Annotated in this window: 14 protein-coding genes; all 14 read left to right on the plus strand. The window is 62.9% G+C overall.

The annotated features are described in order from the left end of the window. Window positions 1-95: 95 nt before the first annotated feature. Window positions 96-1,028, plus strand: coding sequence for a 4-hydroxyproline epimerase (locus PMI27_RS19630; RefSeq protein WP_008157209.1), 933 nt, complete (start codon window positions 96-98; stop codon window positions 1,026-1,028). After that, window positions 1,025-2,140 (plus strand): NAD(P)/FAD-dependent oxidoreductase, encoded by a 1,116-nt coding sequence (locus tag PMI27_RS19625; protein WP_008157208.1) that lies wholly within the window; start codon window positions 1,025-1,027, stop codon window positions 2,138-2,140. Before PMI27_RS19630 ends, PMI27_RS19625 begins: the two co-directional genes overlap by 4 nt. Beyond that, a complete protein-coding gene (locus PMI27_RS19620; protein WP_008157207.1) occupies window positions 2,133-2,369 on the plus strand; it encodes a (2Fe-2S)-binding protein in 237 nt (78 codons plus the stop codon). The genes PMI27_RS19625 and PMI27_RS19620 overlap by 8 nt, the downstream gene beginning before the upstream one ends. Beyond that, the gene (locus tag PMI27_RS19615) at window positions 2,366-3,622 is read left to right on the plus strand and encodes an NAD(P)/FAD-dependent oxidoreductase (RefSeq protein ID WP_008157206.1); all 1,257 of its coding nucleotides are present in this window, start codon (window positions 2,366-2,368) and stop codon (window positions 3,620-3,622) included. The genes PMI27_RS19620 and PMI27_RS19615 overlap by 4 nt, the downstream gene beginning before the upstream one ends. Before the next feature lie 74 nt (window positions 3,623-3,696). Further along, on the plus strand, window positions 3,697-4,446 hold the full coding sequence (locus PMI27_RS19610; protein WP_008157205.1) for an AraC family transcriptional regulator: 750 nt from the start codon (window positions 3,697-3,699) through the stop codon (window positions 4,444-4,446). Between the two features lie 250 nt (window positions 4,447-4,696). Then, the gene (locus PMI27_RS19605; protein WP_008157204.1) at window positions 4,697-5,515 is read left to right on the plus strand and encodes an ABC transporter substrate-binding protein; all 819 of its coding nucleotides are present in this window, start codon (window positions 4,697-4,699) and stop codon (window positions 5,513-5,515) included. Window positions 5,516-5,525: 10 nt separating this feature from the next. Further along, complete coding sequence (lhpI, locus tag PMI27_RS19600) at window positions 5,526-7,304, plus strand: cis-3-hydroxy-L-proline dehydratase (RefSeq protein WP_008157203.1); 1,779 nt, start codon at window positions 5,526-5,528, stop codon at window positions 7,302-7,304. After that, entirely contained in the window at window positions 7,297-7,962 is a 666-nt protein-coding gene (locus tag PMI27_RS19595) for an amino acid ABC transporter permease (protein ID WP_008157202.1), read from the plus strand. Before lhpI ends, PMI27_RS19595 begins: the two co-directional genes overlap by 8 nt. A gap of 10 nt (window positions 7,963-7,972) precedes the next feature. Beyond that, window positions 7,973-8,623, plus strand: a complete 651-nt coding sequence (locus PMI27_RS19590) for an amino acid ABC transporter permease (RefSeq protein ID WP_008157201.1) — start codon at window positions 7,973-7,975, stop codon at window positions 8,621-8,623. Continuing rightward, the gene (locus PMI27_RS19585; protein WP_008157200.1) at window positions 8,616-9,338 is read left to right on the plus strand and encodes an amino acid ABC transporter ATP-binding protein; all 723 of its coding nucleotides are present in this window, start codon (window positions 8,616-8,618) and stop codon (window positions 9,336-9,338) included. Before PMI27_RS19590 ends, PMI27_RS19585 begins: the two co-directional genes overlap by 8 nt. Window positions 9,339-9,455: 117 nt before the next feature. Then, on the plus strand, window positions 9,456-10,484 hold the full coding sequence (locus PMI27_RS19580) for a trans-3-hydroxy-L-proline dehydratase (RefSeq protein ID WP_008157199.1): 1,029 nt from the start codon (window positions 9,456-9,458) through the stop codon (window positions 10,482-10,484). Between the two features lie 138 nt (window positions 10,485-10,622). Then, a complete protein-coding gene (locus PMI27_RS19575; RefSeq protein ID WP_008157198.1) occupies window positions 10,623-11,540 on the plus strand; it encodes a dihydrodipicolinate synthase family protein in 918 nt (305 codons plus the stop codon). Window positions 11,541-11,610: 70 nt separating this feature from the next. Next, a complete protein-coding gene (gene abaF, locus PMI27_RS19570; protein ID WP_008157197.1) occupies window positions 11,611-13,008 on the plus strand; it encodes a fosfomycin efflux MFS transporter AbaF in 1,398 nt (465 codons plus the stop codon). Window positions 13,009-13,155: 147 nt separating this feature from the next. Beyond that, window positions 13,156-14,736 (plus strand): aldehyde dehydrogenase (NADP(+)), encoded by a 1,581-nt coding sequence (locus PMI27_RS19565; RefSeq protein ID WP_008157196.1) that lies wholly within the window; start codon window positions 13,156-13,158, stop codon window positions 14,734-14,736. Window positions 14,737-14,758 lie beyond the last annotated feature (22 nt).

A 14,758-nucleotide genomic window follows, 5' to 3' on the forward strand; every position in this document is an offset into this window, starting at 1 on the left:
GATTTCGTCATCGGCACTGGATAAAACCATCAAGCCGACACCCCTCTCTACAGGCCACTCTTTCGTTCACTCATCTGAACGGACGTGGCCATCCCATGAAACGCATCACCGTGATCGACTCCCACACCGGCGGCGAACCGACCCGACTGGTGACCGCCGGCTTTCCTGACCTGGGCAACGGCAGCATGGCCGAGCGTCGACAGCGGCTGGCCGAACAGCATGATCAATGGCGCGCCGCTTGCGTGCTGGAACCACGGGGCAGTGACGTCCTGGTCGGCGCCCTGCTCTGTGAGCCGGTGGACCCGAGCGCCTGTGCCGGCGTGATTTTCTTCAACAACAGCGGTTACCTCGGCATGTGCGGCCACGGCACCATCGGCCTGGTGGCTTCGTTGGCGCATCTGGGCAAGATCGGCCCTGGGGTGCACAGCATCGAAACCCCGGTGGGCACGGTGCAGGCAACGCTGCACGAAGACCATTCGGTCAGCGTGCGCAACGTGCCGGCTTACCGTTATCGCAAAGCGCTGTCGCTGCAGGTACCGGGTATCGGTCAAGTGACCGGCGATGTTGCCTGGGGCGGGAACTGGTTTTTCCTGATTGCCGAGCATGGCCTGCGCGTTGCGGGCGATAACCTCGATGCGCTGACCGCCTACACCTTCGCCGTCCAGCAAGCACTGGAAGCCCAGGGTATTCGCGGCGAAGACGGCGGCTTGATCGACCATGTCGAGCTGTTCGCCGATGACGTGCAGGCCGACAGCCGCAATTTCGTCCTCTGCCCCGGCAAGGCCTACGACCGCTCGCCTTGTGGCACCGGTACCAGCGCCAAACTGGCGTGCCTGGCGGCCGACGACAAATTGCAGCCGGGACAGATCTGGCGTCAGGCCAGTGTCATCGGCAGCGAATTCGAGGGTTCCTACGAACTTCAGGGCGAGTGCATCGTGCCGACCATTCGCGGCCGCGCCTTTATCAGCGCCGAAGCCAGCCTGATCATCGAACAGGACGACCCGTTCGCCTGGGGCATTCGTTCGTGAACGACGGCCTGGTGGCCGATGTGATCGTGATCGGCGCCGGCATCATCGGCGCCGCTTGTGCCCAGGCGCTGGCGGGGCGCGGTTTGCACGTGCTGGTGCTGGACGCCGGCCTGCCCGGCGCCACGGCGGCGGGCATGGGCCACTTGCTGGTCCTCGACGACAACCCGGCCGAACTGGCCCTCAGTCAATATTCCCTGCATCGCTGGCGCGAACTGGCTCCGGTCCTGCCCGACGGCTGCGCCTACCGTTGCAATGGCACCCTCTGGCTGGCCGCCAATGCCGAAGAAATGGCCGTCGCCCACAGCAAATACCTGAACTTGCAGGCCCAAGGCGTGGCCTGCGAATTGATCTCCAGCAGTGCCTTGCACCAGCGCGAACCGGAACTGCGCGAGGGCCTGGAAGGCGGATTGCTGATCAATGGCGACGGCATTCTTTATGCGCCGGCGACCGCCAACTGGATGCTCGACACACCGAACATCAGCCAACGCCGGGCGCGGGTCAGCGAAGTCGACGGCAACCGCGTGCGACTCGACGACGGCCACTGGCTAAGCGCCGAAGCGGTGATTCTGGCCAACGGCGTCCAGGCCAACGAGCTTTGCCCGGAGTTGCCGATCGAGCCGAAGAAAGGTCACTTGCTGATCACCGACCGCTATCCCGGCAAGGTCACCCACACCCTGGTGGAACTTGGTTACGTCACCAGCGCCCACAACGCCAGCGGTCCCTCGACGGCGTGCAATATCCAGCCTCGGCCGACCGGGCAACTGTTCATCGGCGCTTCGCGACAATTCGGTACCACCAACCCGCAGGTCGAGGGCTGGATGCTGGCGAAAATGCTCCGGCGTGCCACCGACTACATGCCGGGGCTGGCTCAGCTTAACGGCATCCGTGCCTGGACCGGTTTTCGCGCCGCCAGCCCCGACGGCTTGCCGCTGGTGGGTCAGCACCCACAACGCAAAGGCTTATGGCTGGCGGTCGGTCATGAGGGCCTCGGCGTGACGACCGCCCCCGGCACCGCCGACCTGCTGGTCGCGCAGCTGTTCGACGAAACGCCGCCACTGGCCGCGCAACCGTATCTGCCGCAACGTTTTCTCGGAGAGCCCGTTTATGCCTGAATTGATGCTGGACGGGCGTGCCCTGCGGGTTGCCGAGGGCACCAGCGTCGCTGCTGCACTGGCCCTGAGCGGCGACGGCTGCACGCGCACCTCGGTCAGTGGCCAACGTCGCGCACCGTTGTGCGGCATGGGCATTTGCCAGGAATGCCGGGTGACCATCGACGGTCGGCGACGACTGGCCTGCCAGACGCTGTGCCGTGACGGCATGCACGTGGAGACTCAAGCATGAGCGAATACGCCGACCTGCTGATCATCGGTGCCGGTCCCGCCGGCATGGCCGCTGCGCTCGCCGCAGCGCCAAGCGGTGCGCGCATCGTCCTGCTTGATGACAACCCGTTGCCGGGCGGGCAAATCTGGCGCGACGGACCTCAAGCCAAGTTGCCGAACCCGGCGCGTCAGATGCGCGAGCGATTGGAAGCGTGCAGCAACATCCGCCGTCATTCGGGCACTCGAGTGATCGCCTGCGCCGCGCCGAAACAACTGCTGGTTGAAGACCCCGATCGAGGCTGGGTGATCGGTTACGACAAACTGATTCTGTGCACCGGTGCTCGCGAATTACTGCTGCCCTTCCCCGGCTGGACGCTGCCCGGCGTGACGGGTGCGGGTGGCCTCCAGGCATTGATCAAGGGAGGGCTGCCGGTGCAGGGCGAACGCATTGTGATTGCCGGCAGCGGGCCGTTATTGCTGGCCAGCGCTGGCACCGCAAAACACAACGGCGCCCGGGTGTTGCGCATCGCCGAGCAGGCCTGCGCGGCCGCCGTTGCCGGTTTCGCTGTGCAACTCCCACGCTGGCCGAACAAGCTGATGCAGTCGGTCACGTTGTTCGACCGCCATTACCGTACCGGAACCTATGTGCTGGCCGCCTTGGGCAATGAGCGGCTGGAAGGTGTGCGCCTGCAACAGCAAGGGAAAATCGTCGAGCTGGAATGTGATCGCCTCGCCTGTGGCTTCGGTCTGATCCCTAATACCCAACTCGGCCAGGCCCTCGGCTGCGAACTTGAAGATCAGGCGATTGCCGTCGATACCTGGCAGACCACTCGCCGCGCCGATCACTACGCGGCAGGTGAATGCACCGGTTTCGGTGGCAGTGAACTGGCGTTGGTCGAAGGCGCCATCGCCGGCCACGCCGCCGTCGGTGACGTTGATTCGGCCCGGGCATTGTGGCCGCGTCGTGCACGTTGGCAGGGTTTCGCCAACGCCCTCAACAAGGCATTCACCCTCGACCCGCAACTTAAGTCGCTGGCGCAACCCGACACCCTGGTGTGCCGTTGCGAAGACGTGCCTTACGGTTTGCTGGCCGGGCACACTGACTGGCGCGAGGCCAAACTGGCCAGCCGCTGCGGCATGGGCGCCTGCCAGGGTCGGGTGTGTGGCGGCGCGTTGCAGCACCTGTTCGGCTGGCAACCTGCGGCGCCACGCCCGCCCTTCAGTCCGGCGCGGATCGAGACCTTGCTGTGCCTGGACGATACCCCGCCGGCCTGAATGCCGGCCCGGGGCTTTCGGGTCCGTCGCCGAGTCTTTATGATCCCGGGCATTGCCTCCAGACGCCCAGCGCCATGTATGCCTCGCTCACTACCTTCAAACCCTGCGACCTGCCCACTCTGCTGAGCAGTCTGCAGCCGATCGCGGCGCTGCTCGACACCCTGTCGGACGTGGTGTTTTTCATCAAGGACAGCGAGGCCCGCTACGCCTTCGTCAACCAGACCCTGGCCCGACGCTGCGGCTTCAAACACAGTGACGAACTGCTCGGGCGCACCGCCGACATGGTCTTTCCCGAGCGCTTCGGCCCGCTGTACACCGAGCAGGATCGGCGGGTGCTGTCCACCGGCCGCGAACTGGCCGACCAACTCGAACTGCACCTGTATTACGGTAACCAGCCGGTCTGGTGCCTGACCCACAAACTCGCGCTGCGTGACCTGCAAGGTCAGATCGTCGGTCTGGCCGGCATCTCCCGCGACCTGCAAACGCCACAGTCCAGTCATCCGGCGTTTCAGAAACTTGCGGCGGTGGACGCGCATATCCGCAGCCATTTCGCCCGCCCTATCAGCCTCGCCGAACTGACCGCGATCGCCGGGTTTTCCGTGGCGCAACTGGAGCGCCACTGCAAACGAGTGTTCCAGCTCACTCCACGGCAAATGATCCACAAGGCGCGCCTGGAAGAAGGCTCCCGGCTGTTGCTGCACACCGACCTGCCCATCACCGAGATCGCCCTGCGCTGCGGTTACACCGACCACAGCGCGTTCAGCCGGCAGTTCCGCGCCTTGACCAGTCTGGCGCCAAGTCAGTATCGCGAAAGCCGTCGCTGAACCCGGGCGAGTGTTCCTTTAAGGGGCGCACGGCGTTCCCACTGCTCCCTTCTGTAACACCGCTTGATACGGCCCCCCGAGGCGTTCTTCTCCTACGCCCTGCTCCCACAATCTTGTAAGACCTTTAGCTCAAGCCTTGGCGATTAATTCTCGCCTCAGTTCGGAAACAGGCACGCTCATTGCTAATCAAATATCGTATACGAAATTCACAATACGATATCCAACAGCACTTTCCGACAACGAGGCCTCTATGAAAAACCCCGCATTTGCCGTAGCCCTCAGCGCTGTTCTCAGTACTTCCTTTATCGCCACCGCCCAGGCCGACAAGCTCGACGACATCATTGGTTCGGGCAAGCTGCGCTGCGCCGTGACCCTGGACTTCCCGCCGATGGGTTTTCGCGATGAAGGTAACAACCCGGCCGGTTTCGACGTGGACTACTGCCGCGACCTGGCGAAAATCCTCGGGGTCGACGCCGAAGTGGTTGAAACACCCTTCCCTGATCGAATCCCGGCGCTGGTCTCCGGGCGTGCAGACGTGATCGTCGCCTCCACGTCTGACACCCTCGAACGGGCCAAGACCGTCGGCCTCACCGTGCCGTACTTCGCCTTCCAGATGGTGGTGCTGACCCGTGACAACACCGGCATCAACAGCTTCGCCGATATCAAAGGCAAAGCCCTGGGCAACACCAGCGGCACCTATGAAGCCATCGCTCTGGAAAAAGACGTGAAGAATTGGGGCACCGGCACCTTCCGCGCCTATCAGTCGCAGAACGACACGCTGCTAGCGGTCGCCCAGGGTCACATCGACGCCACCGTGGTCACCAACACCGTGGCCGCCGCCACGATCAAGTCGGGCAAATACAAGAACCTGAAAATCGCCGGCAACGCGCCGTACACCATCGACTACGTGTCCCTGGGCGCCAAGCGTAACGAGTATGGATTGCTCAACTACCTCAACCTGTTCGTCAATCAGCAGGTGCGCAGCGGTCGCTACAACGAGCTGTTCACCAAATGGGTCGGCACCGAGATTTCACCCACCGACCTGACCGTGCCCAAGGTCTATTACTGAGGTGTCCGGCATGCCTAGGCCAACCTCTCTGACCGGTCGCAGCCTGGTCGCCGGCGCCGCCCAAGGCGCCCTGCTGCTTGCCGATGTCGGGCTGAGTTTCTGGGGCGGGGTCGATCCCTATAGTGGAGAGATCATCGACCGTCACCACCCGCTCAGCGGCGAACATCTGGCCGGCCGGGTGCTGGCGATTCCCAGTGGTCGCGGCTCGTGCACCGGCAGCAGTGTGCTGATGGAACTGATCAGCAACGGTCATGCGCCCGCCGCACTGGTGCTGGCCGAACCCGATGAGATCCTGACCCTGGGCGTGCTCGTGGCACAGACCATTTTCGAGCGCTCCCTGCCGGTGCTGTGCATCGGCAGGGAGGCCTTCGCCGCCTTGCGCGGCAAGGCCTTTGCTCGGGTCGAAGAGTCAACAGTGACTCTGTTCGAACACCTGCCGGGCGATGCCTGGCAGGCACTCGACAGTCCGTTGCAGACAGCAGAAAAAAGCACCGCCATCGAACTCACCGGACACGATCAGGCACTGCTCGACGGCGAGCATGGCAAAGCCGCCCAAGTGGCGATGCAGATCGTCCTGCGCATGGCTGAACTGCAAGGTGCCCGCCTTCTGGTGGATGTCACCCAGGCGCACATCGACGGCTGCATTTATACCGGACCTGCGAGCCTGCGCTTCGCCGAACAACTGGTGCAGTGGGGAGCCAAAGTGCGGGTACCGACCACCCTCAATTCGATTTCCGTCGACCAGCGCCGTTGGCGCGAGTTGGGCATTGATCCGGCACTCGGCGTACCGGCCAGCGCCTTGGGCGATGCGTACATGGCGATGGGCGCACAGCTGAGTTTTACCTGCGCGCCCTACCTGCTCGACAGCGCGCCGAAGGCCGGCGAGCAAATCGTCTGGGCCGAATCCAACGCAGTGGTCTATGCCAACAGCGTGCTCGGCGCGCGCACCCTGAAATACCCGGACTACCTGGATATCTGCATCGCCCTGACCGGCCGCGCGCCCCTGATCGGTTGCCATCTGGACGCGCAACGTAAAGCGAGACTGCAAATCGAATTGCCGATTTTAAGTGAGCTGGACGATGCCTTTTACCCCCTGCTCGGCTACCACATCGGGGCCCTGGCCGGCAGCCGGATTCCGCTGGTACTGGGACTGGAACAGAGCAAGCCGAGCCTGGACGATTTGAAAGCCTTCGGTGCCGCGTTCGCCACCACCTCCGCCGCGCCACTGTTCCACATCGCCGGTGTAACCCCGGAAGCACTCGACCCAACGCAGGTGCTGGAGGCGGATGCAGAAGTGCCGGTGGAAAAAATCCGCCTGAAGGATTTGCTGCTCAGCTGGCGCGAACTCAACAGTGCCCGCGACAACCGGGTGGATGTGGTCTCGCTGGGCAATCCGCATTTTTCCCTCAGCGAATTCGCGCATCTGGCGCGGCTGTGCCGGGGTCGGCACAAACACCCCGAGGTGGTGCTTGCCATTACCTGCGGTCGTGCGGTGCTGGAGCAGGCCCGCGAGGCGGGACATATCGCGGTGATCGAAGCCTTCGGCGCGACGCTGGTCACCGACACCTGCTGGTGCATGCTCGGCGAACCGGTGATCCCGCTGGCCGCCAAAACCTTGATGACCAACTCGGGCAAGTACGCCCATTACGCACCCGGCCTGGTGGGCCGCAAGGTGCACTTCGCCAACCTCGCCGAATGTGTCGACGCCGCCTGCAGCGCCACGGCCAGTGGTCGTTTGCCGGCCTGGCTGCAATCGGCCGCCTCACTGGAGAGTCACGCGCATGTTTGATTACACCTTCCAATGGCGCGCGACCCTGCGCGCCCTGCCGGACATGCTCGCCGGCGCCTGGGTCACCTTCGAGACCGCCGCGCTGTCGATGATCTTCGGCGTGCTGATCGCCCTGGCCCTGACGGTGATGCGCGAAACCAAACAACCGTTGTTGCGCGGCATCGGCAATGGCTGGGTGTCGATCGCCCGCAACACCCCGTCGCTGTTCCAGATCTACGTCCTCTACTTCGGCCTCGGCTCGCTCGACTTGCATGTCAGCTCATGGTTCGCGCTGTTGGCCGGGATCACTTTCAACAACGCCGGTTACCTGGCGGAAAACTTTCGCGGCGGCCTCAAGGCTGTGCCCGGCACGCAGGTGCGCGCGGCGCGTTCGCTGGGCATGAGTGCCTTCCAGGCTTACCGGATGATCATCGTCCCGCAGCTGCTGCGGATCGTCTTCTACCCGTTGAGTAACCAGATGGTCTGGGCGGTGCTGATGACGTCCCTGGGGGTGATCGTCGGGCTGAACAATGACCTGACCGGCGTGACCCAGGATTACAACGTCAAGACGTTCCGCACCTTCGAATACTTCGCCATCGCCGCGGCGCTGTATTACCTGATTGCCAAGGCGATCGTCGCCGTCGCCCGGCTGATGGCCTGGCGACTGTTCCGCTACTGAGGAGGTGAGCATGTTGACCACCAGTTTTTCCTGGAATGACCTGTTGTTCTTGCTTGATGGCGCCTGGGTCACTCTGAAACTCACGTTCTGGTCGATCATCCTCGGCTCCTTCGCCGGGCTGTTGTTCGGCTTGTTGCGGGCGCTGTTGCCGCGCGCCAGCCTGCCACTGGCGTGGGTGCTGGACGTGTTTCGCAGCGTGCCGTTGCTGATCCAGTTTGTGTTGTTCAACTCGCTGAAAAGCATCGTCGGCTTGAACATCAGCGCCTTCAGCGTCGGCTGCATTGTGCTCGGGGTCTATGCCGCCGCGTACTTCACCGAGATCGTGCGCAGCGGCGTGCTGTCAGTGCCGTTCACCGTGCGCCGGGCCAGTCGCTCGCTGGGCCTGAGTTTCCTGCAGGACCTGCGCTGGATCGTCCTGCCGATGGCCACGCGGGTGGCCTTTCCCGGCTGGCTGAACCTGGTGCTCAGCGTGATGAAAGACACCGCGCTGGTGATGTGGATCGGCATCGTCGAACTGCTGCGCGCCTCGCAAACCATCGTGACCCGCATTCAGGAACCGCTGCTGGTGCTGTGCATCGCGGGCCTCATCTACTACGTCATGAGCCTGGTGGTCGCTCGCCTCGGCGCTCGTCTGGAAAGAAGGTGGCAAGAAAATGATTGAGATCGACAACGTACACAAATCCTTCGGCAACCTCGAAGTGGTCAAGGGCGTCAACCTGACGGTGAACAAGGGCGAGGTGGTGTCGATCATCGGCGGCTCCGGCTCGGGCAAGTCGACCCTGCTGATGTGCATCAACGGCCTGGAGCCGATCCAGAAAGGCAACATCCGCGTCGACGGTGTCGAGGTCCATCACAGCGCCACCGACCTCAACCGTCTGCGGCAGAAGATCGGCATCGTCTTCCAGCAATGGAACGCGTTCCCGCACCTGACCGTGCTGGAAAACGTGATGCTGGCGCCGCGCAAAGTGCTGGGCAAGAGCAAGGCCGAAGCCGAGGAACTGGCGGTGAAACAACTGACCCACGTCGGTCTGGGCGACAAGCTCAAGGCCTTTCCCGGCAAGCTCTCCGGCGGCCAGCAACAGCGCATGGCGATCGCCCGCGCCCTGGCCATGTCGCCGGACTACATGCTGTTCGACGAAGCCACTTCGGCCCTCGACCCGCAGTTGGTAGGCGAGGTGCTGGACACCATGCGCATGCTCGCCGAAGACGGCATGACCATGGTGTTGGTGACGCATGAGATCCGCTTTGCCCGGGATGTGTCTGATCGGGTGGCGTTCTTTCGTAATGGGCTGGTGCATGAGATTGGTTCGCCGGATCAGGTGATTGGTAATCCGGTGCATGCCGAAACTGCGGCTTTCCTGAAATCAGTGAAATAACTAATGGCCCCATCGCGAGCAGGCTCACTCCCACAGGGTTTGATAGTGGACACAAAATCAGTGTGGGAGTGAGCCTGCTCGCGATAAGGCCCTAACAGACAAAACAAGGAGCAAACCATGCGCTCATCGAAAGTCATCCATGTCGTCAGCTGCCACGCCGAAGGCGAAGTCGGCGACGTGATCGTCGGCGGCGTCGCGCCGCCACCCGGGGCCACCGTGTGGGAACAGTCGCGCTGGATTGCCAAGGATCAGACCCTGCGCAACTTCGTCCTAAACGAACCTCGCGGCGGTGTGTTCCGTCACGTCAACCTGCTGGTGCCGGCCAAGGATCCTCGGGCGCAGATGGCCTGGATCATCATGGAACCGGCCGACACACCGCCGATGTCCGGCTCCAACTCACTGTGCGTGGCCACCGTATTGCTCGACAGCGGCATCCTGCCGATGACCGAACCGCAAACCCGGCTGGTGCTCGAAGCACCGGGCGGACTGATCGAAGCGGTGGCCGACTGCCGTGACGGCAAGGTCGAACGGGTGGAAATCAAGAACGTGCCCTCCTTCGCCGACCGCCTCGACGCCTGGATCGAAGTTGAAGGTGTCGGCTCATTGCAGGTCGACACCGCGTACGGCGGCGACAGTTTTGTGATCGCCGATGCCAAGCGCCTGGGCTTTTCCATTCGTCCTGATGAAGCGGCGGAGCTGGTCGAGGTCGGGCTGAAAATCACCCGCGCGGCTAATGAACAGTTGGGATTTGTCCATCCGCTGAACCCCGAGTGGTCGCACATTTCTTTCTGCCAGATCGCGGCGCCCATCGTCGTTGAAAACGGCATCGCCACCGGCGCCAACGCGGTGGTGATTCAACCCGGCAAGATCGACCGTTCGCCCACCGGCACTGGCTGCTCGGCGCGCATGGCGGTGCTGAAGGCCAAGGGCTTGATGCAGGTCGGCGAGCGTTTTATCGGCCGTTCGATCATCGGTTCCGAGTTTCACTGCCGCATCGATTCGTTGACGGAAGTGGCCGGACGCCCGGCAATTTACCCGTGCATTTCCGGCCGGGCCTGGATCACTGGCACTCACCAATTGCTGCTCGATCCGAGCGATCCGTGGCCACAAGGCTATCGCCTGTCTGACACTTGGCCTGGAGCCTGAGCACAGCCTTACACACCCTCACCCAAAAACTCTGACCAACGGCTAGTAAAAAACCCCTCGTAACTGAAAAAAGCACTGGCCGAGTCTTTTCACTTGCAATATCGTATACGAAATACAATTAACGAACCGGAGGCAACAATGAGCAAGCGCATTAACTGGAGTGGCGTCTTCCCCGCGGTGACCACTCAATTCAACGACGACTTCTCCATCAACCTGGAAAAAACCCACCAGGTGATTTCCAACGTGATCCGTGACGGCGTGTCGGGCCTGGTGGTGTGCGGTTCGGTGGGGGAAAACACCTCGCTGACCGCCGAAGAAAAAATCGCCGTGACCGAAGTCGCGGTCGACGCTTCCCGTGGTCGCGTGCCGGTGATTTGCGGTGTGGCTGAATTCACCAGCATTCAAGCGGCCAAGGTGGCCAACGCGGTGCGCCGGGTTGGTGTTGACGGCGTCATGCTGATGCCGGCGCTGGTCTACGGCTCCAAGCCGTTCGAGACCGCCGAGCACTACCGCTACGTGGCGAAAAACGCCGACGTACCGCTGATGGTTTACAACAACCCGCCGATCTACAAAAACGACGTCACCCCGGACATCCTGATTTCCCTGGCCGACTGCGACAACGTGGTGTGCTTCAAGGATTCTTCCGGCGACACCCGTCGTTTCATCGACGTGCGCAATGAAGTGGGCGACCGTTTTGTGCTGTTCGCCGGCCTTGATGACGTGGTGCTGGAAAGCATCGCCGTGGGTGCCGAAGGCTGGGTCTCGGGCATGTCCAACGTGTTCCCGAAAGAAGGCGAAACCATCTTCCGCCTGGCCAAGGCCGGTCGCTTCGCCGAAGCCATGCCGATCTACGAATGGCTGATGCCGATCCTGCACCTCGACGCCCGTGCCGACCTGGTGCAGTGCATCAAGCTGTGCGAAGCCATCGCCGGTCGCGGCAGCGCCCTGACCCGTCCACCACGCCTGGCCCTGCCGGAAGCCGATCGGGTTTTCGTCGAGCAGATCATGGCCAAGGCCCTGGCCAATCGTCCGGAACTGCCAGACGTCGGTCTCTGAGTGATTGCCGGGCGGGCCCTTGAGGCCCGGCCCGGCTACCTGTCTTTGCGCCTCTACAGGAAACGTCCGCATGCCCACTCCTCACAGCACCGCCCGCGCAACCACACCCTCGGGACTCAAACGTGTCGTGGCCGCCGCCATGGCCGGCACGGTCGCCGAATGGTATGAATTCTTTCTCTACGGCACCGCCTCGGCACTGGTCTTCGGCCAACTGTTCTTCCGTCAAACCGACAGCCCGATCGATGGCATCCTCGCCGCCTTCGCCCTGTATGCGGTCGGCTTCCTCGCCCGCCCATTGGGTGGCTTGGTGTTCGGTCATTACGGTGACAAGTTCGGCCGCAAACGCCTGCTGCAACTGAGCCTGGTGGTGGTCGGCATCACTACGTTCCTGATGGGTTGCCTGCCCGGTTTCGACCAGATCGGCTACGCCGCGCCCGTGTTGTTGGTGCTGCTGCGGCTGATCCAGGGTTTCGCCTTCGGTGGCGAATGGGGCGGTGCAATCCTGCTGGTGTCCGAACACTGCCCGGACAATCGCCGAGGCTTCTGGGCCAGTTGGCCGCAAGCCGGTGTCCCGGCCGGTAACCTGGTGGCGACCGTCGCGTTGCTGCTGTTGTCGTCGAACCTGTCGGAGGAGCAATTCCTCGCGTGGGGCTGGCGTGTAGCGTTCTGGTTCTCGGCGGTGGTGGTGCTGATCGGCTACTGGATTCGCACCAGCGTCGATGACGCGCCGATCTTCAAGGAGGCCCAGGCCCGTCAGGCGCATAACAAGCAACAACAGTTGGGCGTGGTCGAAGTGCTGCGTCATCACTGGCGTGCGGTGCTGGTCGGTATCGGCGCGCGGTTTGCCGAGAACATCCTTTACTACACCGTCGTGACCTTCTCGATTACCTACCTGAAGTTGGTGGTGCACAAGGACACTTCAGAGATTCTGTTTCTGATGTTCGGCGCGCACCTGCTGCATTTCTTCATGATCCCGCTGATGGGTTATCTGTCCGACTTGGTCGGGCGCAAACCGGTGTACCTGACGGGTGCGGTCCTCACCGCGTTCTGGGGCTTCATCGGCTTCCCGATGATGGACACCGGCAACAACTGGCTGATCATCGGGGCAATCACCCTGGGCCTGGCGATCGAGTCGATGACCTACGCGCCCTACTCGGCGCTGATGGCCGAAATGTTCCCGACCCACGTGCGCTACACCGCGTTGTCCCTGTGCTACCAGGTGGCACCGATCTTCGCCGGCTCGTTGGCGCCGCTGATTGCCCTCACCCTGCTCAACAAGTACCACAGCTCGACACCCATCGCCTGGTACCTGGTCGGCGCCGCGCTGATCTCCATCGTCGCCGTCGGCCTGACCCGGGAAACCCGTGGCAAGTCGCTGCACCTGGTGGATAGCGAATCTGCGGCGCGGATCGCTGCTCTGGACAACGCCGAACCCGCCATCCCTCGCAGGGGTGATTCGCTGGCCTGAGACGCCCTCGTAGGAGCAAGGCTTGCCCGCGATGGACGTCAACGATAACGCGTGTTGTCTGAATAAACGCATCGTTCTTGAGTTCTTCGCGGGCAAGCCTCGCTCCTACAAAGGACCCGGCCCCAACCTTTTCGACAGGAGTTTTTCATGCCCCACATCATCGGCCACAACTACATCGGCGGTACGCGCAGTGCCGCTGGCAGTATCACCGTGCAAAGCCATGACGCCAGCACCGGTGAAGCCCTGCCCTACTCGTTCACGCAAGCCACCGTTGAAGAAGTCGACGCCGCTGCACAAGCCGCAGCTGCCGCCTACCCGGCCTTCCGCAACTTGCCAGCGAGCCGCCGCGCTGAATTTCTCGAGGCCATCGCCGCGCAACTGGATGCGCTGGACGATGAATTCGTTGCCCTGGTCACCCGCGAGACGGCGCTGCCGACCGGGCGTATTCAGGGTGAGCGCGGTCGCACCAGCGGTCAGATGCGGCTGTTCGCTCAGGTCCTGCGCCGTGGCGATTTCTACGGTGCGCGCATCGACCGCGCCTTGCCCGAGCGTCAGCCGCTGCCTCGTGTGGATCTGCGTCAGTACCGGATCGGCGTCGGCCCGGTCGCGGTGTTCGGTGCGAGCAATTTCCCGCTGGCGTTCTCCACCGCCGGTGGCGACACCGCTGCCGCCCTGGCCGCCGGTTGCCCGGTGGTGTTCAAGGCCCACAGCGGGCATATGGCGACTGCCGAACGGGTGGCCGATGCGATCCTCCGCGCCGCCGAGCAAACCGGCATGCCCAAGGGTGTGTTCAACATGATCTACGGCGCGGGTGTTGGCGAAGCGTTGGTCAAGCATCCGGCGATCCAGGCTGTGGGTTTTACCGGTTCGCTCAAGGGTGGGCGCGCCCTCTGCGACATGGCCGCCGCACGGCCTCAACCGATTCCGGTGTTCGCCGAAATGAGCAGCATCAATCCGGTGCTGGTACTGCCCGAAGCCCTGCAACTGCGCGGGGATAAAATCGCCAGTGAGCTCGCTGCGTCAGTGGTGCTCGGTTGCGGCCAGTTCTGCACCAACCCCGGATTGGTGATTGGCATTCGCTCCCCTGAATTCAGCGCATTTATTCAATCGCTCAGCGCGGTAATGGCCGACCAGCCGGGGCAAACCATGCTCAACGCCGGCACGTTAACCAGCTACGCCAAGGGCGTGCAGGCGCTGCACGCGCATCCGCACATCAGCCACCTCGCCGGCCGCGAACAACAGGGCAAGCAGGCCCAGCCGCAGCTGTTCAAGGCCGACGTCAGCCTGCTGCTTAATGGCGATACTCTGTTGCAGGAAGAAGTTTTCGGCCCGACCACGGTGCTGGTGGAAGTGGCCGACAAGGCCGAACTGCACCGGGCGTTGCAGAGTTTGCACGGTCAACTCACGGCCACCCTGATTGCCGAAGCCGGTGACCTGCAAACCCATGACGAACTGCTGCCGTTACTTGAACAGAAAGTCGGCCGGGTATTGTTCAACGGCTACCCGACTGGCGTCGAAGTCTGCGATGCGATGGTGCATGGCGGTCCCTACCCGGCCACCTCCGATGCCCGTGGCACCTCGGTTGGCAGCCTGGCCATCAAGCGTTTTCTGCGCCCGGTGTGCTACCAGAATTGCCCGGATGCACTCTTGCCCGACGCGCTGAAAAACGCCAATCCGCTGGGCATCGCCCGTCTGGTCGACGGCAACAACCACCGCGAACCGCTGTAAAACCACTCAAATCTGCAGCGAA

Source organism: Pseudomonas sp. GM41(2012) (genome assembly GCF_000282315.2).
GTDB lineage: Bacteria > Pseudomonadota > Gammaproteobacteria > Pseudomonadales > Pseudomonadaceae > Aquipseudomonas.